Source organism: Streptomyces sp. NPDC002309 (genome assembly GCF_053593375.1).
The window spans coordinates 80,762-105,460 of sequence record NZ_JBSFCI010000025.1; the positions used below are offsets into that span (position 1 = coordinate 80,762).

Below are 24,699 nucleotides of genomic sequence, written 5' to 3' on the forward strand. Positions count from 1 at the left end.
AGGGGGAGGGCGTCACCGATCGGCTCCGAGCCCCTGCAGCGACTTCAGCACCGCCTCCGCCTCCTCGCCGATCCGCTCGACCAGCTCCGCGCACGACGGCAGGTCGTCGATGACCCCGGCGACCTGCCCGGAGGCCATCACGCCGAGATCCGTCCGGCCGTCCACCATGGACGCCTTCAGCAGCATCGGCGTGTTCGCGGCCAGCAGGACCTGACCCCAGGTCAGGTCCTTGCCGTGCTTCATGGCGAGGCCCTCCTGGGCCATACGGCGCCACGTCAGGCCCGAGATCCGCCGGAACCCGGCCGCCCGGTGGACGGCCCGCACGAGCCGGGTGACCCGGCCGGACCCTTCCAGCGCGTCGACCAGTTCGGTGCGCAGCATGCGGTGGGGCAGGCCGTCGATCGCCGTCGTGACCGTGACGTCCCTGGCCGCCGCCGCCAGATATCTCGCCTTCACCGCGTCCGGCACCGTCGAGTCCGACGTCAGCAGGAACCGCGTCCCCATGGCCACGCCCGCCGCACCGTAGGCCAGCGCCGCGACCAGCCCCCGCCCGTCGAAGAAGCCGCCCGCCGCCACCACCGGGATGTCCACGGCGTCCACCACCTGCGGCAGCAGCACGGTCGTCGCCACCTCCCCGGTGTGCCCGCCGCCCTCGCCGCCCTGCACGATCACCGCGTCCGCGCCCCATGCCGCGACCTTCTCGGCATGCCGCCGCGCGCCGACCGACGGGATGACGACGACCCCCGACTCCTTGAGCGCGGTGATCAGTTCACGCGACGGTGCCAGGGCGAAGGACGCCACCCGCACCCCCTCCTCGATCATGATCTGCACCCGGTCGGCCGCGTCCCGTGCGTCCGCCCGCAGATTGACCCCGAAGGGTGCCGTCGTCCGAGCCCGGACCTCCCGTATCGCCTCGCGCAACCGGTCGGTGGTCATCGTGGCCGACGCCAGGATTCCCAGCGCCCCCGCGTTCGCCGTCGCCGAGACCAGCCGAGGGCCCGCCACCCAGCCCATCCCGGTCTGCACGATCGGATGCCGCACCCCGACCAGCCTGGTGAGCGCCGTCTCCATCAGGGCCGCACCTCCCGCTCCCGGCCGCCCGCGGGATCGAGCACCTCGCGGATCAGACGCAGCTCCGCCGGGGTGGGGGCGCGGGTCCGCGGTACCTCGGCCGGGATCGTCAGCTCGAAGCCGGTGGCTGCCACGATCTCCTCGACGGTCACCCCCGGGTGCAGCGAGGCGACCCGCATGGAGTGGTCCGGCGTCGCGAAGTCGAGGACGCCGAGGTCCGAGACGACCCGGCCCAGTCGGTGGAAGCGGGCCGTTCCCGGATGGCGGGCCGCACGGTCGTGACCCACCCCGCACACCATGTCGACCCGCTCCACGAAGACCCGGCGGGAGTGCCGCGGGATCCAGTAACTCGTCGGGTTGTTCAGCGTGTTGACCGGGGCCCCGCGCACGCCGAGCAGCTGCCGGGTCGGCTTGGCCCAGTCGCCGATGCAGGAGATGTTCTGGTTGCCGAAGCGGTCGATCTGGCTCGCGCCCATCATCACGTGCCGCCGGCCGCCGGTGACGTGGGTGAGATGACGGCGGTACGGCAGCCAGCCCTCGGCGTTGCCGTCGGCGTCCACCAGCGTCGCCTCGCCGTCGGTGAGGAGCAGGTCGGGGGCGAAGGTGTGCCGGGCGAGCCGGGCGCCGAGCGAGGGGATCAGGCCCATGGGGCTCGCGAGGACCTCACCGGCACCTCGCCATGCCTCGGCGCAGGCGATCACGCAGTACTCGGCGCGGGTCGGCGCGGAAGCGTCTTCGGGAGTGGGCGTGGGCGTGGGGGTGGGAGTGAGGGCGGGCGTGGGGGCGGGCGTGGGGACAGAGGTGGGAACGGGGTCGGGAACGGGGTCGGATGCTGTCGGGGTCATGGCCGCTCCTCGAAATCCGGACGCCGGACGTTCTCCTCGTGCCAGTCGCGGACCGCGGACCGGTACGCGTGCTCGTCGCCGGTGAGGAAGCGCGCGGCGAACTCCGGCCAGGGTGTGGTCGCGTAGTGCCTCTGGAATGCCTCGTCGCGCGGGTGGTCCGGCGCGCACGACGTGAAGTGGGCGCCGTTCGGGGCCTCCACCACGCCGGTCACCGTGTGCCGTGGGACGAGCAGCGTCTGGGGTGCCGCGTCCTTCGTCAGCTCGGCCGTCTCCACGATCCGCTCGCACGAGAGGAACGCCGTGTCGGCCGCCGCGCAGAACAGGTCGTCGAAGTACGGATCGGGGCCGAGATACTGTCCGTTGCCCCGCCGGTCGGCGCGGTTCACATGGACCAGGGCCGCGTCCAGGCGCAGGGCGGGCATGGCGACGAACGTCTCCCCGTCGTCGTAGGGCGAGGTGACCGTGCGCAGACCGGGGTTGACCCGCATGACGTCGGAGCCGATACCGGCCCGTACCGGCAGGAAGGGCAGCCGGTTCGCCGCCGCCCGCAGTCCCCACAGGAACATCGCCTCGTCGATCTCCATGAGCTCGAACGCCCCGCGCTCGCGTGCCGCGCGGTAGTGCGGTTCGAGCGGGATGGAGTCGAGGGTGGTGAAGGCGGCGACCAGTTTGCGGATCCGGCCGGCGGCGGCGAGCATGCCGACGTCCGGGCCGCCGTACGAGACCACGGTGAGATCGGTGACGCCGGTGCGCAGCAGAGCCCTGACCAGGGCCATCGGTTTCCGCCGCGAGCCCCAGCCGCCGATACCGAGGGTCATGCCGCTCTCCAGACGGCCCACGGCCTCGTCCGCGCTCATCGTCTTGTCGGCAGGCGCAGCCCCGGTCTCCGCCGTGCCGCTTCCGGTCTCCGCCGTGTTGTTTCCCGTCTCCGTCGCGCTGCTTCCGGTCCTCTTCGTGTCGCTTCCGGTGTCAGTCGTACGGCTTCCGGTCTTCGTCGTCACGCGTGTTTCTCCCTCCCTGCCGCTCCGAAGGTGCTCCGCACCTCGTCCGCGACCCCGCTGAGTTCGGCCTCGAAGGTGAAGCCCTGCTCGAACCGGTAGGCGCGGCGTACGTCCACGGGGTCGATACCGTTGATCGCCGCCTTGGCCAGGCGCAGCAGCCGGCCGTCCTTAGCGGCGATCTCGCGGGCCAGTTCCAGGGCCGCGCCGCCCAGTTCCTCGCCCGGTACCACCCGCCACACCGAGCCGTGCGCGTGCAGCTCGGCCGCGGTGGCCGTGCGGGAGGTGTAGTACAGCGCGCGCATGAGGTGCCGCGGGACCAGGCGGGACAGGTGCGTGGCCGCGCCGAGGGCGCCCCGGTCCAGCTCCGGCAGGCCGAAGGTGGCGTCCTCGCTCGCCACGATCGCGTCCGCGTTGCCGACGAGCCCGATGCCGCCGCCGAGGCAGAAGCCCCGCACGGCCGCCACGACCGGGACCTCGCACTCGTACACCGCCGCGAAGGCCTCCGCGCAGCCGGAGTTGGCGCCGAGCAGGGCGGCGGGTCCCCGCGCCTGTATCTCCTTGATGTCCACACCCGCGTTGAAGCCGCGTCCCTCGGCGGTCAGCACGACACAGCGGACACCGGGGTCCCGCCCGGCCGTGCGTACCGCGTCCGCCAGGGCGTGCCAGCCCCGCACCGGCAGCGCGTTCACCGGGGGGAAGTCGACCGTGACGACGCAGATCCCCTTTTCCGGGGTCGAGGTGGAGACACCCATGGCCGCATCAGCTACCTTTCCACCAAACATTTGTTAGGTGTTCGACGCTTCGAAGCTAGCAGCCGCCGGATCAGCGTGGGAGCCCCTGTGGACAACGCAGCCCCTGTGGACAACTCGCCGGTTCCACGGCGCTCTTCAGCGGCCGCGCGCCTCGACGGCCGGACCGTCGTCGTCACCGGCGGCACGCGAGGCGTCGGCGCCGGGATCGCACGGGCCTTCGCCGAGGCCGGCGCCGAGGTCGTGACCTGCGCCCGACGGCCGCCCGAAGTCCCCTTCGAGGGCGCCCGGTTCGTCCCTCTCGATCTGCGGGAGCCCGCCGCCGTCCGGGACTTCTTCGCCGCTCTGCCCCGTCTCGACGTCCTCGTCAACAACGCCGGCGGCACGCCGTACCGGCTGCTGGCCGATGTCGACGCCGAGCGGCACGCCCGGGTCGTCGAGCTGAACCTCGTGGCCCCGCTCACCGCGTCCCTCGCCGCTTACGAGGGCCTGCGGCGGACACGGGGGTGCGTGGTGATGATCGGCAGTGTCAGCGGCGGCCGTCCGTCACCCGGGTCGGCGGCGTACGGCGCCGCGAAGGCCGGTCTGGAGAGCCTCGCCCGCTCGATGGCGGTCGAGTGGGCGCCCGACGTACGCGTGAACACGCTCGTCGTCGGCATGGTCCACACCGAGTCGTCGTATCTTCACTACGGCGGTGAGGAGGGTGTCGCCGCCGTCTCCCGCACGGTTCCTCTCGGACGGCTCGCCGCCCCCGCCGACGTCGGGGCGGCCGCCGTGTTCCTCGCGTCCGACGGCGCCTCGTACATCAGCGGCGCCAGTCTGCAGGTGCACGGCGGCGGCGAACGCCCCGCCTTCCTGAGCGCCGCCACCGCCGACGCGTACGCCGTCACCGCCGACGCGTACGCCGTCACCGCCGACGCGTATGGCGTCACCGCCCCCGAGGAGCGCTGATATGAACCGTGTCCGTGAGGGACGTGTCGTCGTCGTCACCGGGGCCGGCCGGGGGCTCGGACGGGCGCACGCGCTCGCCTTCGCCGCCGAGGGAGCCCGGGTCGTCGTCAACGACCTGGGGGTGGGTCCGGCCGGGGAGCCCGGCGTCGACGGCCCGGCCGTCCAGGTGGCCGAGGAGATCCGTGAGGCGGGCGGCGAGGCCGTCGCGCACACCGGTGACATCGCCACCACCGAGGGCGCCGCCTCGCTGATCGGCACGGCGCTGGAGGCTTACGGCCGACTCGACACGCTGGTCAGCAACGCGGGCTTCCTGCGCGACCGGATGCTGGTCAACCTCGACGAGGACGACTGGGACGCCGTACTGCGCGTCCACCTCAAGGGGCACTTCCTGCCGCTGAAGCACGCCGCCGCGCACTGGCGGGCCGAGGCCAGGGCGGGGCGCGCACCAGAGGCCCGGATCGTCCACACCAGCAGCGGGGCCGGGCTGCTGGGCTCGGTCGGGCAGGGCAACTACAGCGCCGCAAAGGCCGGGATCGTCGGGCTGACCCTGGTCGCGGCGGCCGAGTTGGGCCGCTACGGCGTCCAGGTCAACGCCATCGCCCCGGCGGCGCGTACCCGTATGACGGAGCGGACGTTCGCCGAGGCCATGGCGGCACCGCGCACCGGCTTCGACGCCATGGCCCCGGAGAACGTCTCCCCGCTCGTCGTCTGGCTAGGGTCCGCGGCGAGCGCGGGCGTCACCGGCCGGGTGTTCGAGGCGGAGGGCGGCCGCATCACCGTGATGGAGGGCTGGCACGCGGGACCCACCGCGGACAAGGGCGCACGCTGGGACGTGGCCGAACTCGACGAGGTGGTACGGAAACTGCTGGCCGGGTCCCGGATGCCCGGTCCGGTGTACGGCACCCAGACGTGACGCCGCCGGCGACTGCGGGCCCAGGCAGTTGCCTTAGCCCCCGGGGCGTGACGTGGGCCCCAAGGGCAGTTGCCGTAGCCCCCGAGACGTGACGCGGCCACCGAGGCGTGACGTAGCCACCGGCGCGTGACGCGGCCCACGGGGCGCGCACGCGGCCTACGTGTCGCACTCCAGCACCGTCCGGCACAGCGCGCACCGTGCCCGCACCCGCCCTCGCACCGGCACCCTGATCCGCTGGTGACAGGTGGGGCACGGGAACGACACCCGCAGCGGGCCGCCGGCGCAGGGGGAGAAGGCGTACGGCGCGCCCGTCGCGTCGGCCCCGGCACGGTGGTCCTGGGCGGCGTGGCTCTGAGCGGCGTGATTCTGAGCGGCGTGATTCTGGGCGGCGTGGTTCTGGGCGTGGCGGCGGTCGCGGGCGTAGCGGCGGCGTCCCGCCCAGCCCGCCGCGGTGAGCGGCGGCTGCCGCTCGTCGTGCCGGGCCAGCGTCATACCTTCGGCGTACGCCGTGTACGCCTGCGGGCTGGTGAACCACGTCGAGGGGTCCTCACCGAAGACCAGGGCGCGCTTGGCGAGGACGTACCCGAACTCCTCGGGGGTCAGATAGCCCAGCTTCTGGCTGGACGCCGCGTTCTCCCGGTAGGCGTCCAGGAGCAGCCAGCCGGCACCCAGATACGTCGTCGCGGTATCCGTGAGGATCTCGTTGTCGCGCGTGCCGGGGAACGACAGGTCCAGGCGGTGCAGATAGACATGCATGATCTCGTGCGCGAGCGCCGCGCCGATGTCCCGGCGGTGGGTGCGGAACCGGTCGTTCAGCTCCACGAAGTACTCGGGACCTGCGGTGAGTTCGACGTTCGCCGCGTGCTGCATCTCGCGGAAGTTGACGATCAGGCGGGCGTCCGGCAGCCGGTAGTGCCGCACCAGTTCGCGCGCCACGCGCTGGGCGCCCAGATACAGGTCGTCGGTGTCGCAGAACGCCACGTCGGCAGGGGGGACGCTGGCCGCGAACGTCTGGATCGTGTCGTACGACAACCGTCTGTAGAGCGCCGTGACGGCGGCCCGCACCGTCTCCAGGTGTGGGTAGCCGTGTTCGACCGGTCCGTCGTTCGCCACGCCCGTACCCCCTAGACGCCGTGAACCCCCATCCACTCTACGAGGGAGAGAGCGGAATTTCCCTCGGTGGGTTGCGCGGTGGGGGCGTGAGATCAGTCCTTGTCATGGCCGCCGCTCGATCTTCATACTGGCGAGCCGCCCAATCTGCCACGAAGGGAAGTACGTTGACCCAAAACGCGACGACGAGAAACGGTCTGACCCTGGCCAAGAGAGCCGCGGCGGCCGGTGCTGTCGCTCTCGCGGTCGCCAGCCTCCAGCCCGTCAGCGCGCACGCCGCCGACACGCGTGTCATCGGGGGCAAGCCCGCTGTACAGAACGAGTTCCCGTTCATGGTCCACCTCTCGATGGGCTGTGGCGGCGCGCTCTACAAGAAGGACGTCGTCCTGACCGCCGCCCACTGCATGAACGGTTCCGGCAACAACACCGGCATCACGGTCACCGCGGGCGTCGCCGACCTCAACTCCTCCGCCGCGATCAAGGTCAAGTCGACCAAGGTCAAGGTGGCGCCGGGCTACAACGGCGTGGGCAAGGACTGGGCGCTGATCAAGCTCGCCCGACCGATCGACAAGCCCACGCTGAAGATCGCCACGACCAACCGCTACGACCGTGGCACCTTCACCATCGCGGGCTGGGGCGACACCCGTGAGGGCGCGGGTACCGGCACCACCAAGCTCCAGAAGGCCTCGGTGCCCTTCATCACCGACCGTTCCTGCAAGTGGCACTACGGCAACCGGCTCATGGCCGCGGAGGAGCTGTGCGCCGGCTACCAGCGGGGCGGCGTCGACACCTGCCAGGGTGACTCCGGCGGCCCCATGTTCCGCAAGGACGACGCCGGCAAGTGGATCCAGGTCGGCATCGTCAGCTGGGGCGACGGCTGCGCCCGCACCGGCGTTCCCGGTGTCTACACCGAGGTCAGCCACTTCGCGAAGGACATAGCCCGGGCAGCGAACGCGCTGTAGCGCCGTAGGCCGGCGGTTCGCCGGGGCGGAGACCCGTGGCGGAGCGCCCGCGGCCCCGGCCGTCCGGTCGCCGGTGGGTCCGCCGGGCCTGGAGCGGTCGTTCGGCGGGTCCTTCGGGCTCGGGCTGTTCGTTCGGCGGGTCCGCCGGGCCTGGAGCGATCGGTCGGCGGGCCCTTCGGACTTGGGCTGTTCGTTCGGTGGGTCCGCCGGGCTCGGGCTGTTCGCCCGGTGGGTTCGCCCGGCCCGGTCGTTCGGCGAGTCCGTCCGGCCCGGGTCGGTCGTTCGGCGAATCCGTCCGGCCCGGCCCGGTCGTTCGGCGAATCCGTCCGGCCCGGGTCGGTCGTTCGGCGGTTCCGCCGGGCTTCGGGCCGGTGGTCGGTGGGTCCGTGCGCCCGGCGTGACCCGGGGCGTGACCGGACCGCCGGCCGCCGTGTCGCTCCAGGTCGGCGGCGAGGACGTCGACCTGGAGGGACGCGGCCGGCCGACGCCAGGACTTCACCCGGGGCCGAGCAGATGCCGGCCGCGTAGGGTGGGCACCCATGAGCACGCGCGACACCACCCCTGACGACGTCGAACCGGCCGTCCGCGAGGAACTCTCGCGCCTGCGCGACAGCATCGACAACATCGACGCCGCCGTCGTCCACATGCTGGCCGAGCGCTTCAAGTGCACCCAGCAGGTCGGCCGGCTCAAGGCCCTGCACCGGCTGCCGCCCGCCGACCCGGCCCGCGAGGCACGCCAGATCGACCGGCTGCGCGCCCTCGCCGAGAGCGCCAAACTGGACCCCGGATTCGCCGAGAAGTTCCTCAACTTCATCATCGGCGAGGTGATCAGGCACCACGAGCGCATCGCCGAGGACACCGTGAACGCCGCCCCGGCAACGGATTGACCCCGGCGTACACCCTCCGGCACGGACCGGTCGGACCTGCGCCTCCCCTCAGGGCCGTGCGCTGATCGTCAACGGATGGGCACTGTCCGTCACAGCCCCACGGGCCCCCGTCCGTCGGATCCTCGCGGACCCCGGTGCAGGCCGAGGGAGCGGACGGCCACCAGGGACCGGCGCGCACCCGCCGCGCGTCGGCGCGCGGGACCGCGCACGACACCGGGATACCGCCCGCCCCTGTCCCGCGGTCACCGGCATCAGGCAGCATGTGATCCATGTCCGTACTCACGCGCGACGAAGCGCGAGCCCGTGCCCAGCTCATCGACGTCCGTCACTACCAGGTCGACCTCGACCTGACCACGGGTGACGAGACCTTCGACTCCCTGACGGTGATCGGGTTCACCGCGCGCACGGACGCGGACACCTTCGTCGAGCTGAAGCCGGCCGAACTACGCGCGGTGACCCTGGACGGGCAGCCCCTGGACCCGGAGAGCCTCGACGGCAACCGCCTGCCGCTGAAGAACCTCACCGCCGGCGAGCACGAACTGCGCGTCGACGCCGCCATGCGCTACTCGCGCACCGGCGAGGGCATGCACCGCTTCACCGACCCCAGCGACGACGAGACCTACGTCTACACCCAGCTGTTCCTCGACGACGTGCAGCGCGTCTTCGCCGCCTTCGACCAGCCCGACCTGAAGGCCGTCTTCGAGGTGTCGGTGAAGGCGCCGGAGGGCTGGACCGTCCTGTCCAACGGCGTCACCACGCACACCGGCGGGGTGTGGAAGGCCGCGCCGACCCCGCTGATCTCCACCTACCTCGTCGCCGTCGCGGCCGGCCCCTGGCACTCGGTGCGGACCGAACACCGCGGCCTGCCCTTCGGCATCCACTGCCGTCGCTCCCTCGCCCCCCACCTGGACGCGGACGCCGACGAGATCCTGGAGATCACCCGGCAGTGCTACGACCGGTACCACGAGAAGTTCGAGGAGCCGTACCCCTTCGACTCCTACGACCAGGCGTTCGTACCCGAGTTCAACGCGGGCGCCATGGAGAACCCCGGCCTGGTCACGTTCCGCGACCACTTCGTCTACCGCTCCGCCGTCACCGACACCGAACGGCAGACCCGCGCGATGGTCATCGCCCACGAGATGGCCCACATGTGGTTCGGCGACCTCGTCACCCTCAAGTGGTGGGACGACATCTGGCTGAACGAGTCCTTCGCCGAGTACATGGGCTACCAGACCCTCACCGAGGCCACCCGCTTCACCGACACCTGGACGGACTTCGGGGTCGTCCGCAAGAGCTGGGGCTACGACGCCGACCAGCGTCCCTCCACCCACCCCGTCGCCCCCGAGGCCGTCGACGACACCGCCGCCGCCCTGCTCAACTTCGACGGCATCTCCTACGCAAAGGGCGCCTCCGCCCTGCGCCAGCTCGTCGCCTGGCTCGGCGAGAAGGACTTCCTCGCCGGCATCAACACCCACTTCGCCCGGCACCGGTTCGGCAACGCCACCCTCGCCGACTTCATCGACTCCCTCGCCTCCGCCACCGAACGCGACGTGCACTCCTGGGCCGACGCCTGGCTGCGCACCACCGGCGTCGACACCCTCGCCCCGCGCGTCACCACCGGCGACAACGGCGTCTGCGCCCTCACCGTCGACCGCACCGGCACCCGCCCCCACCGCATCGCCGTCGGCCTCTACGACCAGGACCTCGGCGACGAGGGCCGCCTCGTCCTGCGCGAACGCCTCGACCTCGACGTCCCGCAGGCGGAAGCCCGCCCCATCGGCAAGCGCCCCACGCTGCTCCTCCTCAACGACGGCGACCTCACCTACGCCAAGGTCCGCTTCGACCCGCGGTCCTTCCGGACGGTGCGCGACGAACTGTGCGGCCTTCCCGACCCCCTCACCCGCGCGGTGGTGTGGAACGCCCTCAGGGACGCCGTCCGCGACGCCGAACTCCCGGCCGGCACCTACCTGGAAGCGGCCCGCGCCCACCTCCCCCACGAGACCGACCTCGCTCTCGTCCAGGGTGTCCTCGGCTTCGCCACCGGCCAGATCACCGGCCGCTACCTCAACCCCGAGGACCGGCCCGCCGCCCAGAGCACGCTGTCCGCCCTCTGCCGCGATCTGCTGCGCCGCACCGAGGACGGCGACAACCCCGGCCTGCGCCTGCTCGCCGTGCGCCACTTCGTGGACGTCGCCGCGCACCCCGACACGATCGCCGCCTGGCTCGCCGACGGCATCGTCCCCGGCGGACCCGAGCTCGACCCCGAGCTGCGCTGGCGCATCCTCGGCCGGCTCGCCGTACTCGGCGCGACGGACGAGGCCGCCATCGCCGCCGAGCTCGACCGCGACCCGAGCGCCACCGGCCAGGAGGGCGCCGCCCGCTGCCGCGCCGCGCTGCCCGACCCGGCGGCCAAGCGGACGGCGTGGGAGGCGATGTTCGCCCGCGACGAGCTGTCCAACTACCTGTTCAAGGCCACCGCCCAGGGCTTCTGGCAGCCCGAACAGGCCGACCTGGTGCGGGAGTACGTGCCGCGCTACTACGAGGACGCCGTCGCCCTCGCGGCCCGCCGGGGCCCCGCCATCGCCGAGGCCGCCGGCTTCTGGGCCTTCCCGGCCCACGCGGTCGACACCGAGACCCTGCGCCTGGGCGAGGAGTGCCTGCGCGACGCGGACCCGGTGCCCGCGCTGCGCCGACGGCTCGCCGACCAACTCGACGACCTGTCCCGGGCGTTGCGGGTGAGGGGGGCGGTCTAGGCCCCGCCGGGGGGCGAGCTCGGCGGCGAACCCGGGGGCGAGCTCGGGGCGAACCCGGGGGCGAGCTCGGGGGCGGTCCCTCGTCGCGGGGGAACACGCACACGCCCGGTGCGTACCCTCTTTCGGGTCGTTCTGGCAGGACGTTTCGGGCGCGTCGCCCGCCGCGCGTACAAGCTGGGTACATGCCCACGCCGCCCCTCGCCTCAGGCCCCGACGGCCCGGGCGCCCTGCGGCCGCTGCTCGACACCGTGCTCGGGGCGCTGGCCGCCGGCGGCCGGGCACGCGGCGGCCCGCTTCCCGCGGGCGGCCCGGAGGCGGTCGCCGCGCGGATGCGCGCCACGCTGGGCGACGTACTCCCGGACAAGGGCGACCCCGACGCCCTGCGCGCCCTCGTGCAGGCGCTCGCCGAGGGCGCCGCCGACCCGGCCGACCCCCTGTGCGCGGGCCATCTGCACGGCCCGCCGCTCGCCCTCGCCGCCGCGGCCGACCTCGCCGCCGGTGTCCTCAACCCCTCCCTGGACTCCTGGGACCAGGCCCCGGCCGCCTCCGCCCTGGAGGCCCTGGTCACCCGCGCGCTCGCCGCGGAGACCGGCGCCGCCGACTGCCTCGTGACCACCGGCGGCACCGAGTCCAACCAACTCGCCCTGCTGCTCGCCCGCGAGGCACACGGCGGCACCGTCCAGCTCGTCACCGCGGCTTCCGCCCACCACTCGCTCACCCGCGCCGCCTGGCTGCTCGGCCTGCCCGCCCCCGTCCTCGTCCCGGCCCCGGCCGGAACCCTCGACCCGGCCGCCCTCGACGAGACCCTCGCCGGTCTGCCCGGCCCGGTGCTCGTCGCCGCCACCGCGGGCACCACCGACGCCGGGCTCATCGACCCGCTGCCCCGGATCGCCGCCCTGTGCCGCTCACACGGGGCCCGGCTGCACATCGACGCCGCCTACGGGGGCGGGCTGCTGTTCAGCCGGCGGCACCGCCACCGGCTCGGCGGGCTCGACGCCGCCGACACCGTCACCCTCGACCTGCACAAACTCGGCTGGCAGCCGATCGCCGCCGGCCTGCTCACCGTCCGCGACGCCCGCGACCTCGCCGCCCTGCACCAGCGCGCCGACTACCTGAACGCCGGCGACGACACCGAGGCCGGCCTCCCCGACCTGCTCGGCCGCTCCCTGCGCACCACCCGCCGACCCGACGTCCTCAAGATCGCCGTCACGCTGAGGAGTCTCGGACGGAGCGGCCTCGGGGCGCTCGTGGACCAGGTGTGCGAGCTCGCCGACGAGCTGGCACGGATGATCGCCGCGCACCCGGACCTGGAGCTGTACGACCGGCCCACGATCAGCACCGTCCTGTTCCGGCCCGCGGACGCCGGCGACGACGCCGTGGCGGGCGTCCGCCGAGACCTCCTCGCCGGCGGACACGCGGTCCTCGGCCGCGCCCGGCTGGACGGCCGGCTCTGGCTCAAGGCCACCCTCCTGAACCCCCGCACCCGGCCGGCCGACCTGGCCGCCCTCCTGACCCTGGTGGAAGGACACACCCCCCGATGACCCGCCCGACGAACCCGCCGACCACGGCACACGTGAGCCCGTACGCCGCCGCCCACCCGGCACCGCACGACGCCCAGGCCCCCCGCGACGTGGTCGGCATCGGCATCGGCCCGTTCAACCTCTCCCTCGCCGCGCTCGCCCACCCACTCGCCGAACTCGACGCCGTCTTCTACGAACAGCGCCCGGCCTTCGACTGGCACCCCGGCCTGCTCGTCGACGGCGCCACCGTCCAGGTCCCCTTCCTCGCGGACCTCGTCACCCTTGCCGACCCCGCCAGCCCCTGGTCCTTCCTCAGCTACCTCAGGGCCTGCGAGCGGCTGTTCCCCTTCTACTTCGCCGAGCGCTTCCACATCCGGCGCGGCGAGTACGACGCCTACTGCCGCTGGGTCAGCGAAAGCCTCCCCGGGCTGCACTTCCGCCACCAGGTCGACGCGGTCCGCTGGAACGCCGAGCGCGATGTCTTCGAGGTCGACTTCACCCGGCTCGACGCCGACGGAGAAGCCGAGTCCCTCGGCCGCACCCACACCAGGAACATCGTCCTCGGCATCGGCACCGAGCCCCATGTCCCCGACCCGCTCACGCCCCTCGTCGAGGCACCCGGCGTGCCCGTGATCCACGCCGCCGACTACCTCGACCACCGCGCCGCCCTGCTCGCCGCCGAGCACATCACCGTCGTCGGGTCGGGACAGTCCGGCGCCGAGGTCTTCCTCGACCTGCTGCGGCACCGCCCCGCCGGCCGTGAGCGACTGCACTGGATCGGCCGCAGTGAGGCGTTCGCGCCCATGGAGTACTCCAAACTCGGCCTGGAGCACTTCACCCCCGACTACACGCGCTACTTCCACGCCCTGTCCGAACCGGTCCGCGAGCAGCTGGTCGCCTCGCAGTGGCAGCTCCACAGGGGCATCGACTCGGGCACCATCGCCGCCATCCACGACGAGCTCTACCGGCGCAACCTGGACAGCGGCTGGCCCGACGCCGTACTCACCCCCGGTGTCCGCGTCCGTACCGCCGGCCGGATCGCCACCACCCAGGTCGAACTGCACCTGGAACACATCCAGCAGGGCACCCGCTCCCGGCTCACCACCCACGCCGTCGTCCTGGCCACGGGATACCGCGAACGCTCCCTCGACCGGATCCTCGCCGGCCTCGACCCCTATCTGCGCCGCGACAGCCACGAGCGCCCGCGCATCGACGAGGAGTTCCGCCTGCTCCTCGACCCGTCCGTCACCGGAACGGCCTTCGTCCAGAACGCCTCGCTGCACACCCACGGCGTCGGCAGCCCCGACCTGGGGCTCGCCGCCTGGCGCAGCGCCACCATCCTCAACGCCCTGACCGGCAAGGAGCCGTACCCGCTGCCGCACCGCACCGCGTTCACCACCTTCGGCCTGGACCAGCAGCGCTCCCAGGTCCCGCCCGCCCGGCACCCGGGCACACTCACCCCGCTGCGGGACGGGACCTGACGCACGCCCTCGGCGGTCACCCGTTCCGCGATCCGGGTGCGTCGTCGTAGCCGGGCGGTCGCCCGCCCCGGTCAGCCTGTCCACGTCGACCGGAACGCCGACGGCCGCCCGCACGAAGTCGACCTACGCGCCCAGTCCCTGACCCGGACCCGACCGTCGCGGACGGTCCCGGACGTCGACATCCGGCGACCGGCCGGGGTCGCGCCGGCGCGGTCGGTGACAGAGTGGGACGTATGACCTCACCGACCGAGGAACCCCAGCAACCCGCCGTCCCCTACGGGACCCCCGACGCTCCTCGCATCGCCGTCCGCGGTGAGGCGCGCCTGGAAGTCGACCCCGAGATCGCCCGCATCGGCGTCACGGTGAGCGCCCGTGGACGCGACCGGCGTTCCGCGCTCGACGACCTCACCCGCCGCAACGCCGGCGCCCTCGACCTGGTCAAGTCCTACGGAGACGCCGTCGAACGAGTGGAGACCGGCGCCTTCTCCATCACCCCCGAGCTCACCAAGCACGGCCGCGGGGAACGCATCCGCACGTATCACGGCGCCGTCCACATCACCGCAGAACTCACCGACTTCACCGCCCTCGGCGAGCTCACCTCCCGCCTCGCCGACCTCGACCTCACCCGCGTCGACGGTCCCTGGTGGGCGCTGCGCCCCGACTCTCCCGCCCACCGCGAGGCCCGCCGACAGGCCGTCCGTGAGGCGGTGCAGCGCGCCCGTGAATACGCGGACGCGCTGGGTACGACCCTTTCGGCCCTGGTCGAACTCGCCGACATCGGCGCCGAGAGCCCTCAGCCCTATCCGGCGGCACCCCATGGACGTATGCGTTCGGCGGCCTATGCCGCGGCCGCCGAGGACTCGAGTGCGGCACCTCTCGACCTCGAACCCCAGCGCCAGCACGTACACGCCCAGGTCAACGCCCGCTTCACCATGGTGCCGCCACGGCTGTGAGGTAATTCGGAAATCGACCCGGATGAATATCCGACCGATGCATGGTCATTCCCCGGTTGTGAAAGGGGTGCGGACTGCGAAATGCTCATCGGAGCGGCCCCGTGCACAATTCAACACTTGTCAACACCCCTTAAACGCAAAGGTTGTTGAGTGGTCATGCCCGGCCAATTTTCTACCCGCCGGTAAGGCATAGGCTCGCCTCATGCGCCGAGCGAAGATCGTCTGCACTCTGGGCCCCGCCACCGACACGTACGACCAGATCAAGGCACTGGTCGACGCCGGAATGGACGTCGCCCGCTTCAACCTCAGCCACGGCGGACACGCCGAGCACGAGGAGCGCTACCAGCGCGTACGCAAGGCCTCCGACGAGACGGGGCGCAGCGTCGGCCTGCTCGCCGACCTTCAAGGCCCGAAGATCCGGCTCGGCCGCTTCACCGAGGGACCTGTACTCCTTGAACGCGGCGACACCTTCACCATCACCGTCGAGGACGGCGCGCAGGGCGACGGGCACTCGTGCGGAACGACGTACAAGGGCCTGGCGGGCGACGTCACCCCCGGCGAGCGCATCCTCGTCGACGACGGCAAGGTGTGCCTGGAGGTCACCGAGGTCGACGGGCCCCGGGTGCGCACCCGGGTCGTCGAGGGCGGCATGATCTCCGACAGCAAGGGACTGAACCTCCCCGGCGTCGCGGTCTCCGTCCCCGCGCTCTCCGAGAAGGACGAGGCCGACCTGCGCTGGGCCCTGCGCACCGGCTTCGACGTCATCGCCCTCTCGTTCGTCCGCAGCGGCCGGGACATCGAGGACGTCCACCGCATCATGGACGAGGAGGGCCGCCGACTGCCGGTGATCGCCAAGGTGGAGAAGCCCCAGGCCGTCGACGCCATCGACGACATCGTGGCGGCCTTCGACGGCATCATGGTAGCCCGCGGCGACCTCGGAGTGGAGATGCCGCTCGAACAGGTCCCGATCGTCCAGAAGCGCGCGATCAAGCTCGCCAAGCGCAACGCCAAACCGGTGATCGTGGCCACCCAGATGCTGGACTCGATGATCGAGAACTCCCGGCCCACCCGCGCCGAGGCCAGCGACGTCGCCAACGCCGTCATCGACGGCACGGACGCCGTCATGCTCTCCGGGGAGACCAGCGTCGGGAAGTACGCCGTCGAGACGGTCCGGACGATGGCGAAGATCGTCGAGGCGGCGGAGGAGGACATCCTCGCCAAGGGGCTCTCCCCCCTGACCGAGCTGAACAAGCCCCGCACACAGGGCGGCGCGGTCGCCCGCGCGGCGGCCGAGATGGGCGACTTCCTCGGCGCGCGGTTCCTGGTCGCGTTCACCCAGTCCGGCGACACCGCCCGCCGCCTCTCCCGCTACCGCTCCCCGATCCCCCTCCTCGCCTTCACGCCCGAGCCCGCGACCCGCTCGCAGCTGAGCCTGACGTGGGGCGTGGAGACCTTCCTCGGCCCGCACGCGGAGTCGACGGACGCGATGATCGCCCAGGTGGACGAACTGCTGACCAGGTACGCCCGCTGCGAGCCCGGAGACACGGTCGTCATCACGGCCGGCTCGCCCCCCGGAATGCCGGGCACCACGAACATGGTCCGGGTGCACCACATCGGTGAGAGGTCGTAGCAGCGGTACGGCCGTCAGAACTTGGGGCCCACGTGGGCGTCGAGCAGGGCGACGGAGGCGCTGCGCGCGACGGAGATGTTGAAGGGGATTCCGTCGCGCGTGCACTGCGTCCACTCGACGCCCAGGCCGTCGAGCGTGTCGGTGTAGAGCCGACGGATGTCGCCGGAGACGTTGGTGAAGAAGTACCGGGGGTATTCGTAGCGCCTGCGCTCGCCGCCGACCGTCCGGGTCGTCCAGTTGGTGACCCGGCAGCCGTCCGAGTGGATGAGGCCCCGCACGAACTCCCAGGGGTGGGTGTCGACGATCTCCTGCTGCCAGGGTTCCAGGGCGATGGGGCGTCGATGCTTCTTGCCGGGGCCGTGCTGGGGAAAGAGGCAGGGCCAGTGGCGGCTGTAGCCGACGACCGAGGTGTAGCCCACCGCTTGGACCCGGTAGGACCTTCCTGCGGGGTTGACGGCCTCGACGGCGGCGGCGCAGGCAGCGATCAGGCCGGGCCATGAGTCGGCGCACGCGATCCTGAGGAAGTAGCCCGACCTCATGCCGGGGCTGATGCATCCGTCGCCCAGGTAGAGCCCGAGCAGATAGCTGTAAGCCTCCCGGTCGGCGGGCGGTTCGGCCGTCGGACCGCACAGCGAGCAGTGCAGGTGCTGCCTCCCGGACAACGGGGTGATGCGCGTCAGCCAGGAGCGGATCGCGGCGCGCGAGATCCCGGTCTCCTTGCTGACGGAATTCAAGCTGCGCCCCTGCGCCACCAGAGCCAGTGCTCGTTCACGAGTGTCGAGGTCGTACATGCGAACACTCTGGAAGCGCCGACCCGCCGGTGCGCGGCACAATGCGGATGTTCACGGGAACGTGCACATCCGCATTCAGCTTGCTGACCTTGGAATTACAGGAAAAGTGCCCCGGGTCGGACTCGAACCGACACTGTACGGGTTTTGAATCCGTTGCCTGCTGCCAATTGGGCTACCGGGGCCAATGAATCTAAGGTTGACGGTGACCTGCCGCGTTCCTACCTTACCGCAGCTAGGTACGCTCTTGTCAGCAGTACCCCTGCCCCTGAACGAGGAGCCCGAGTGACCGCCCCCGAGTCGCCCCAGCCCGACCACGTGTCCGACGACAAGTCGCATGTGCCTCCGCTGACGACCCGTGTCGTCATCGCCGAGGACGAGGCACTGATCCGGCTCGACCTCAAAGAGATGCTGGAGGAGGAGGGCTACACGGTGGTCGGCGAGGCCGGTGACGGCGAGCAGGCCGTCGAACTGGCCCGGGAGCACCGCCCCGATCTGGTCATCCTCGACGTGAAGATGCCCAAGCTGGACGGCATCTCCGCGGCGGAGAAGATCACCGAGGAGTCCATCGCGCCCGTCCTCATGCTCACCGCCTTCTCCCAGCGCGACCTCGTCGAGCGCGCTCGGGACGCCGGTGCCATGGCGTACCTGGTGAAGCCGTTCAGCAAGAGCGACGTCGTACCGGCGATCGAGATGGCCGTCTCGCGGTACACGCAGCTGAGGGAGCTGGAGAAGGAGGTCGCCGACCTCAGCCAGCGCCTGGAGACGCGCAAGCTGGTCGACCGTGCGAAGTCGGTCCTGCAGACCGTGTACGGCCTGACCGAGCCGGCCGCGTTCCGGTGGATCCAGAAGACGTCCATGGACCGCCGGATGTCCATGCAGCAGGTCGCCGAGGCGGTCATCGAGGACGCCGCGGAGAAGAAGGCGGCCAAGAGCTCCGACAAGGGCTGAGCCGACAGACGGTACGAGGCCCGCGCCCCCTGTCCGTCAGGGGGCGCGGGCCTCGTCGTACGCGCGGTGCGTGCCGGGTCTAGTCCTCGCCCAGGTACGCCTTGCGAACCGACTCGTCGTGCAGCAGGTCCTGGCCCGAGCCGGACAGGACGATGCTGCCGACCTCCATCACATGGCCGTGGTCGGCCAGGGACAGGGCCGCCTGGGCGTTCTGCTCGACGAGCAGGATCGTCGTGCCCTGGGACTTCAGCTCGGCGATCGTCGCCATGATCTTCTGCATCATGATCGGCGAGAGACCCATCGACGGCTCGTCCAGCATGAGCAGCTTCGGCTGGGACATCAGGGCGCGGCCCATCGCAAGCATCTGCTGCTCACCGCCCGAGAGGGTGCCCGCGGCCTGCTTGCGCCGCTCCCCGAGGATCGGGAAGAGGTCGTAGGCGCGCTGGATGTCCTTCTCGATGCCGGGCTTGTCGCTGCGCAGGAACGCGCCGAGGCGCAGGTTGTCCTCGATCGTCATGCGCGGGAAGATGTGCCGCCCCTCGGGGGAGTGGGCGAGCCCGAGCGAGACGATCTGGTGGGCGGGGGTCTTCTTCAGCGACTTGCCGTTGAAGCGGATCTGCCCGCCGACGGGCTTGAGCAGGCCCGACAGGGTGCGCAGGGTCGTGGTCTTGCCGGCGCCGTTGGTGCCGATCAGGGTGACGACCTCGCCGGCGTCGACCTTGAAAGAGATGCCCTTGACGGCCTCGATCTTGCCGTACGCGACCCGGAGGTCCTCGACTTCGAGCAGTGCGGTCATCGGTCGTTCTCCTTGCCGGACGACGTGCTGTCGGCCTGTGCCTCGGAGGCGTCCGCCTCGGAGGCCGACGCTCCGGAGGCCTGTGCCTCGGCGGCCTCGACCTCCGCCACCTCGGCGGAGCCGGGCTCGCCTTCGAACGGCTCGCCCAGGTACGCGGCGACGACCCGCTCGTCGCCCTGGACGGTGGCGCTGTCGCCCTCGACGAGCTTCTCGCCCTGGACGAGCACGGCGACGCGGTCGCAGAGGTTGAAGATGAACCGCATGTCGTGCTCGATGACGAGGACGGCGATGCCCTTGTCGCGGATGGCGAAGACCAGTTCCTCGGTGGTTCGGGTCTCCTGCGGGTTCATGCCCGCGGTGGGTTCGTCGAGCAGCAGCAGGCCGGGCTCGCTGGCGAGCGCCCGCGCGATCTCCAGCTTGCGCTGCTCGCCGTAGGGCAGGTTGCGGGCGAGGTGCTCCGCCTTGGACGCGAGGCCGACGAACTCCAGGAGTTCCATGGCGCGTTCACGGGAGGCGGCCTCGGCCTTGTGGAAGCCCGGTCCGCGCAGCAGGGCGGACCACAGGCCCTCCTTGGTGCGGGTGTGCCGGCCCACGAGCACGTTCTCCAGCACCGTCATGTTGGCGAACAGACGGATGTTCTGGAAGGTGCGGGCGATGCCCGCCGCCGTCACCTTGAAGGACTTCGGCGGCAGGACGGTGCCCTTGTAGCGGACCTCTCCCTCGGTGGGGATGTAGAGGCCGGTCAGGCAGTTGAAGAAAGTGGTCTTGCCGGCGCCGTTGGGGCCGATGAGGCCGACGATCTCGCCGCTGTTGACCTGGAGGTCGACGCCGCGGACGGCGGTCAGACCGCCGAATCGCATGGTGACGCCGCGGGCGTCGAGGACGGTCTCCCCGGTGGTGGTGGTGTCGGTTGTCATGGGTCAGGCCCCTGCCTTGCTGAGGACTGTGGGTGCTTCCGTCTCTTCGTGGAACTCGAGCTGGCGGCGCCGGTTGGGGATGAGGCCCTCCGGGCGGAAGCGCATCAGCAGGACCAGCGCGAGACCGAAGGCGAAGAGCTGGAAGTCGCCGAGGAACTGGAGCTTGGCGGGGATGATGTAGAGCAGCGCGGCGCCGACGAGCGGACCACTGATCGTGCCCATGCCGCCGAGGACCACCGCGGCCAGCAGGAACGCCGAGTTGGGCGGGACCACGTGGGCGAACTGGTACTGCTCGGGCGTCACGGTGTAGGTGACGTGCGCCTGGACCGTGCCCGCGAGACCGGCGAGTGCGGCGCCGAGGGCGAAGGCGATGAGCTTGACCCGGAAGCCGTTGATGCCCATGGCGAGGGCGGCGGTCTCGTCCTCGCGGATGGCGATCCACGCGCGGCCGATGCGGGAGTCGCTGCTGCGCCGGAAGACGATCACGACGATCAGCGTGATCAGCAGCATGAGCAGGAAGTAGTTGGCGAACCGCGCGATGGTGAAGCCGGCGATCGTGTGTTCCTGGCCGAAGTCGAAGCCCAGGATGTTGAGGTTGGGGATCGACGAGATGCCGTTGGAGCCGTTGGTGATGTCCGGGCCGGAGGTGCCGTCCATGTTGAGGACGGTGATCCGGAAGATCTCACCGAAGCCGAGCGTCACGATGGCGAGGTAGTCGCCGCGCAGCCGCAGTGTCGGGGCGCCGATGATGACGCCGAACACCATGGCGACGGCGGCACCGGCCAACGCCGAGGCCCAGAAGGGAAGCTGGATGTCGAACGGCGAGGAGGGCGAGCCGGAGACCATCGCCGCGGTGTACGCGCCGACGCCGAGGAAGGCGACGTAACCGAGGTCGAGGAGGCCGGCGAGGCCGACGACGATGTTCAGGCCGAGGGCGACGGTGGCGAAGATCAGGATGTAGACGCCGATCGTCGCGTACTGGTCGTCGGACTGCGTGAACGGGAAGGCGGCCGCCGCGACGAACGCGCCGATCATCGTCACGTTGCGGTGCTTGCCGGTGAGCGCCGAGACGCGGCCCACGAGGCCGGCCTTGGCGGCCGCGGCGAAGCCGAAGCCGGCGGTGATGAGGAAGCCGACGAACAGCTCGTCGTACTCGGTGCCGATGCCGTAGGTGAAGACCATCAGGCCGACGGCGAGTGCCGCGACGATCACCAGGATCTCGGCGTAGGCGGGGAGCTTACGGGCGGGGGCCGCGGTGCCGGAGGCGTGGGCGGCCTTGAGGACGGCCCGGTCGCCCCGCATGCGGTGGAGGAACTGCTCCCAGCCGGTGTCGTCGGGGTCCACCGGCTCGGGGGTGGGCCACTGGAACGGCAGGGCGTACGCGCCGAGGGCGGCGGTGAGGGTGGCGACCGCCGCGATCCAGCCGCCGGGCTCCAGGTTGACCAGTCCGCCGAGCTGGGCGGACATCGCGAGGACGGTGTACCAGGCGGTGGCGAACGTGCCGAGCGCGGAGAGCCTCAGGGCGCTGTCGGCACCGGCCGGGGTCAGCCACTTCAGGCCCTTGACGCCGTAGGAGGCGAGGCCGAACAGGGTGGTGAGGATGCCGCCGACGAGGACGAGGACCTGCAGGCCGCCCGGGTAGCCGTAGACGGTGAGGTCACCGGGGAACTCGGACGTCCAGGTCCAGGCGAGGAAGGCCGAGACGATCGTCAGGACACCGCCGCCGGTGGCGAGGGCGCGGCCGGTCTGCGCGGGGATTCCGATGAGTCCGGCGTGCTTGCCGGCGTCGACCTGGCCAGGGGCCGTTGGTGCTGTGGTCTGTGTGGTCATCGGTGGATCACGCCCTGTCCGCGACGCGCTCGCCGAGCAGACCCTGGGGCCTGAACAGGAGTACGAGGATGAGGAGTACGAACGCCCAGACGTTGGCCCAGGACTGGCTGCCGAACTGTTCCATGCCGGGGATGTCGGAGATGTAGGCGGTCGACAGGGCCTCGGCCACACCGAGGACCAGGCCGCCGAGCATGGCGCCGTAGATGTTGCCGATGCCGCCGAGCACCGCGGCGGTGAAGGCCTTCAGGCCGAGGATGAAGCCCATGCGGAACTGGACCTCGCCGTACTTGAGGCCGTACGCGACGGCTCCGACGGCGGCGAACGCGGCGCCGAGGGCGAACGCGACCACGATGATGCGGTCGGTGTTGATGCCCATCAGCTTGGCCGTGTCCGGGTCCTGCGCGGTGGCCTGCATACCGCGGCCGGTCCGGGTCTTCATCACGAAGTAGGCGAGGATCGCCATGCTGACGGGAGCCGCGACGAGCAGGAAGACGTCACCGGTCTGGATCGTGACGTTGCCGAGCTCGAAGGGCCCGCCGGGGATCTGCGGGAACGTGATGGCGGAGCGCGCGTCGGGGTACCAGGCCCACACCGCCTGCTGCAGCGCGAGGGAGAGACCGATGGCGGTGATGAGGGGCGCCAGGCGTGGAGCCGTGCGCAGAGGGCGGTAGGCGAACCGTTCCGCTCCCACGGCGGCAAGGACGGCGACGATGATGCCGCCCATGAGCATCAGCGGGAGCGCCACCCACAGGGACGTGCCGTCGGGCAGCACGTACAGATAGACGGTGAGGGCGCCGAAGCCGCCCATCATGAAGATCTCGCCGTGGGCGAAGTTGATGAGCTGGACGATGCCATAGACCATCGTGTAGCCGATGGCGACCAGCCCGTACATGGATCCTAGTAGCAGGCCGTTGACCAGCTGCTGCGGCAGTTCGTTCACCGCATGTCCTCCGAGACTTCGGATGATTCGTCGACAGGGGGCCGGATGCGAGTCCGCGCGGGGCGCCAGTGATGCGGCGCCCCGCGCGGCTCGGTCAGGTGGTGCGGCTGGGGATCAGCCCTCGTAGGTGCCGGACTTGGCGGCCTTCCAGGCGCCGTTCTCCACGGAGTACACGGTGAGCTGCTTGTTGGTGGCGTCACCGAACTCGTCGAAGGCGACCTTGCCGGTCACACCGTCGAAGGTGACACCCTGCATGGCCTCGGTGACCTTGGCGCGGGCGTCCTCGGGCAGCTTGCCGTTGTTGCCCTCGACGACCTGCTTGACGGCCTCGATGATGGCCCAGGCGGAGTCGTAGGAGTAGCCGCCGTAGGCCTCGTAGGCCTCCTTGTAGCCCGCGGCCTCGTAGTTGGCGACGAACTCCTTGGCGGACGGGAGGTCCTCCACCGGGGCGCCGACGGAGGTGGCGAGGTCGCCGGTGCCGCTGGCGCCGGCCAGCTTGATGAAGTCGGCGCTGTAGATGCCGTCACCGCCGACCAGCGGGATCTTGGCGCCCGCGGCCTTGATCTGCTTGCTGAGCGGGCCGGCCTGCGGGTACTCGCCGCCGTAGTAGACGACGTCCGCGCCGGCGGCCTTGACCTTGGTGGCGACCGCCGAGAAGTCCTTGGTCTCGGGGTCGATGTGCTCGGTGCCGACGACCTTGCCGCCGAGCTTCTTGAACTCCTCGGAGAAGGTGGCGGCGAGGCCGGCGCCGTAGGTCTTCTTGTCGTCGATGACGAAGACCTTCTTCTTCTTGGCGTCGTTGTAGACGTACTGCGCGGCGAACGGGCCCTGGATGGCGTCCGTGGTCGCGGTGCGGAAGTACGACTTGTACGGACGCGCCTTCGAGGTCTGCCAGTCCGGACCCTGGGTCAGGGCCGGGTTGGTGTTGGCCGGCGAGACCTCCACGAGCTTGGCGTCGTCGAAGACCTTCTGCATGGACTCGGCCACGGAGGAGTTCAGCGGGCCGACCACACCGAGGACGTCCTTGTTGGCGACGAACTTGGTGGCGTTCTGCTGGCCCGCGGAGGGCTGCGCCTGGTCGTCGAGGGCCTCGACCTTGAAGGTCACACCCTCGACGTACTTCTCCTTGTTGGCCGTCTTGGCAGCCAGGTCCACGGAGTTCTTGATGCCCAGACCCAGAGCGGACAGGTCGCCGGTCAGCGGGGCGTCGATACCGATGACGACGGTGGTGCCGCCGCCGGTGTCCGAGCCGCCGTCTCCGTCGCGCGAACCGCAGGCGGTGAGAGTGAGTGCTCCCGCCGCCAGCGCGGCGGTCATGGCGATGAGCGAACGTTGACGCACGATCAGTCCTTTCCCTGGCGCGGCGCTTCCCCCTGGAAGACGCCGAGTCGAGCGCTCGGGCCGAAGAAAGGCCCGATGACGTCGATTCCGACGGCGCGGTGACTGGCCGTGACTCTAAGCGGGTGCGGGGAACGTGGAGGAGAGTCTGACCAAGGCTGTGACGCTCTTGTTATGACACGACGTAATGCAGAGCGGTACTGAGCGGGTGGAAGCGCGGAATTCCGGCCGATTCGCCCCGTCCGCATTATGAGACGTGCAGGACCGCCCGCTCTCCATCAGTAGTGTTCCCGGGTTTTGGTGATGGCAACGT

The 24,699-nt window shown here is 71.2% G+C and carries 21 protein-coding genes and 1 tRNA gene; 10 read left to right on the top strand and 12 right to left on the bottom strand.

Going from position 1 to position 24,699, the window contains the following annotated elements:
- Positions 1 to 12 precede the first annotated feature (12 nt).
- From ACWCPM_RS21710 to ACWCPM_RS21725, 4 genes are all read right to left on the bottom strand, one after another.
- Positions 13 to 1,071: an NAD(P)H-dependent flavin oxidoreductase gene (locus ACWCPM_RS21710; protein ID WP_450977870.1), complete on the bottom strand. Its 1,059-nt coding sequence runs from the start codon at positions 1,069 to 1,071 to the stop codon at positions 13 to 15.
- Positions 1,071 to 1,916: a CoA-transferase subunit beta gene (locus ACWCPM_RS21715; protein WP_450977871.1), complete on the bottom strand. Its 846-nt coding sequence runs from the start codon at positions 1,914 to 1,916 to the stop codon at positions 1,071 to 1,073. The genes ACWCPM_RS21710 and ACWCPM_RS21715 overlap by 1 nt, the downstream gene beginning before the upstream one ends.
- On the bottom strand, positions 1,913 to 2,773 hold the full coding sequence (locus ACWCPM_RS21720; protein ID WP_450977916.1) for a CoA transferase subunit A: 861 nt from the start codon (positions 2,771 to 2,773) through the stop codon (positions 1,913 to 1,915). The genes ACWCPM_RS21715 and ACWCPM_RS21720 overlap by 4 nt, the downstream gene beginning before the upstream one ends.
- Before the next feature lie 140 nt (positions 2,774 to 2,913).
- Positions 2,914 to 3,669: an enoyl-CoA hydratase family protein gene (locus ACWCPM_RS21725; protein WP_450977872.1), complete on the bottom strand. Its 756-nt coding sequence runs from the start codon at positions 3,667 to 3,669 to the stop codon at positions 2,914 to 2,916.
- A 105-nt stretch (positions 3,670 to 3,774) separates the two neighbouring features.
- Between ACWCPM_RS21725 and ACWCPM_RS21730 the strand changes: the two genes are divergently transcribed.
- Positions 3,775 to 4,617: an SDR family oxidoreductase gene (locus tag ACWCPM_RS21730; RefSeq protein WP_450977917.1), complete on the top strand. Its 843-nt coding sequence runs from the start codon at positions 3,775 to 3,777 to the stop codon at positions 4,615 to 4,617.
- A gap of 1 nt (position 4,618) precedes the next feature.
- The gene (locus ACWCPM_RS21735) at positions 4,619 to 5,530 is read left to right on the top strand and encodes an SDR family oxidoreductase (RefSeq protein ID WP_450977873.1); all 912 of its coding nucleotides are present in this window, start codon (positions 4,619 to 4,621) and stop codon (positions 5,528 to 5,530) included.
- A 156-nt stretch (positions 5,531 to 5,686) separates the two neighbouring features.
- On the opposite strand, the gene ACWCPM_RS21740 is transcribed toward ACWCPM_RS21735, so the two are convergent.
- A complete protein-coding gene (locus ACWCPM_RS21740; protein ID WP_450977874.1) occupies positions 5,687 to 6,643 on the bottom strand; it encodes a hypothetical protein in 957 nt (318 codons plus the stop codon).
- Between the two features lie 164 nt (positions 6,644 to 6,807).
- On the opposite strand from ACWCPM_RS21740, the gene ACWCPM_RS21745 reads away from it, so the two are divergent.
- The 7 genes from ACWCPM_RS21745 (at position 6,808) to pyk (ending at position 16,826) form a co-directional block, all read left to right on the top strand.
- On the top strand, positions 6,808 to 7,602 hold the full coding sequence (locus tag ACWCPM_RS21745; RefSeq protein WP_450977875.1) for a S1 family peptidase: 795 nt from the start codon (positions 6,808 to 6,810) through the stop codon (positions 7,600 to 7,602).
- A gap of 539 nt (positions 7,603 to 8,141) precedes the next feature.
- Positions 8,142 to 8,489, top strand: coding sequence for a chorismate mutase (locus ACWCPM_RS21750; protein ID WP_450977876.1), 348 nt, complete (start codon positions 8,142 to 8,144; stop codon positions 8,487 to 8,489).
- Positions 8,490 to 8,758: 269 nt separating this feature from the next.
- A complete protein-coding gene (pepN, locus tag ACWCPM_RS21755) occupies positions 8,759 to 11,242 on the top strand; it encodes an aminopeptidase N (RefSeq protein WP_450977877.1) in 2,484 nt (827 codons plus the stop codon).
- Between the two features lie 182 nt (positions 11,243 to 11,424).
- Positions 11,425 to 12,783 (top strand): pyridoxal phosphate-dependent decarboxylase family protein, encoded by a 1,359-nt coding sequence (locus ACWCPM_RS21760; protein ID WP_450977878.1) that lies wholly within the window; start codon positions 11,425 to 11,427, stop codon positions 12,781 to 12,783.
- A complete protein-coding gene (locus ACWCPM_RS21765) occupies positions 12,780 to 14,243 on the top strand; it encodes a lysine N(6)-hydroxylase/L-ornithine N(5)-oxygenase family protein (protein ID WP_450977879.1) in 1,464 nt (487 codons plus the stop codon). The genes ACWCPM_RS21760 and ACWCPM_RS21765 overlap by 4 nt, the downstream gene beginning before the upstream one ends.
- Positions 14,244 to 14,476: 233 nt before the next feature.
- Entirely contained in the window at positions 14,477 to 15,196 is a 720-nt protein-coding gene (locus ACWCPM_RS21770; protein WP_450977880.1) for an SIMPL domain-containing protein, read from the top strand.
- A gap of 202 nt (positions 15,197 to 15,398) precedes the next feature.
- On the top strand, positions 15,399 to 16,826 hold the full coding sequence (gene pyk / locus ACWCPM_RS21775; RefSeq protein ID WP_450977881.1) for a pyruvate kinase: 1,428 nt from the start codon (positions 15,399 to 15,401) through the stop codon (positions 16,824 to 16,826).
- A gap of 14 nt (positions 16,827 to 16,840) precedes the next feature.
- On the opposite strand, the gene ACWCPM_RS21780 is transcribed toward pyk, so the two are convergent.
- Together ACWCPM_RS21780 and ACWCPM_RS21785 are read right to left on the bottom strand one after the other, a co-directional pair.
- Entirely contained in the window at positions 16,841 to 17,617 is a 777-nt protein-coding gene (locus ACWCPM_RS21780; protein WP_450977882.1) for a transcriptional regulator, read from the bottom strand.
- 107 nt (positions 17,618 to 17,724) lie between these two features.
- Positions 17,725 to 17,799 (bottom strand) — tRNA-Leu (locus ACWCPM_RS21785).
- A 100-nt stretch (positions 17,800 to 17,899) separates the two neighbouring features.
- On the opposite strand from ACWCPM_RS21785, the gene ACWCPM_RS21790 reads away from it, so the two are divergent.
- The gene (locus tag ACWCPM_RS21790) at positions 17,900 to 18,565 is read left to right on the top strand and encodes an ANTAR domain-containing response regulator (RefSeq protein ID WP_450977883.1); all 666 of its coding nucleotides are present in this window, start codon (positions 17,900 to 17,902) and stop codon (positions 18,563 to 18,565) included.
- A 79-nt stretch (positions 18,566 to 18,644) separates the two neighbouring features.
- Here ACWCPM_RS21790 and ACWCPM_RS21795 read toward each other — a convergent pair whose 3' ends face one another.
- From ACWCPM_RS21795 to ACWCPM_RS21815, 5 genes are all read right to left on the bottom strand, one after another.
- Complete coding sequence (locus ACWCPM_RS21795) at positions 18,645 to 19,361, bottom strand: ABC transporter ATP-binding protein (protein WP_450977884.1); 717 nt, start codon at positions 19,359 to 19,361, stop codon at positions 18,645 to 18,647.
- The gene (locus ACWCPM_RS21800; protein ID WP_450977885.1) at positions 19,358 to 20,278 is read right to left on the bottom strand and encodes an ABC transporter ATP-binding protein; all 921 of its coding nucleotides are present in this window, start codon (positions 20,276 to 20,278) and stop codon (positions 19,358 to 19,360) included. The genes ACWCPM_RS21795 and ACWCPM_RS21800 overlap by 4 nt, the downstream gene beginning before the upstream one ends.
- Before the next feature lie 3 nt (positions 20,279 to 20,281).
- Positions 20,282 to 22,108, bottom strand: a complete 1,827-nt coding sequence (locus ACWCPM_RS21805) for a branched-chain amino acid ABC transporter permease (protein WP_450977886.1) — start codon at positions 22,106 to 22,108, stop codon at positions 20,282 to 20,284.
- Positions 22,109 to 22,115: 7 nt separating this feature from the next.
- On the bottom strand, positions 22,116 to 23,048 hold the full coding sequence (locus tag ACWCPM_RS21810) for a branched-chain amino acid ABC transporter permease (RefSeq protein WP_450977887.1): 933 nt from the start codon (positions 23,046 to 23,048) through the stop codon (positions 22,116 to 22,118).
- Positions 23,049 to 23,162: 114 nt separating this feature from the next.
- On the bottom strand, positions 23,163 to 24,389 hold the full coding sequence (locus tag ACWCPM_RS21815; protein WP_450977888.1) for a branched-chain amino acid ABC transporter substrate-binding protein: 1,227 nt from the start codon (positions 24,387 to 24,389) through the stop codon (positions 23,163 to 23,165).
- Positions 24,390 to 24,699: the final 310 nt, after the last annotated feature.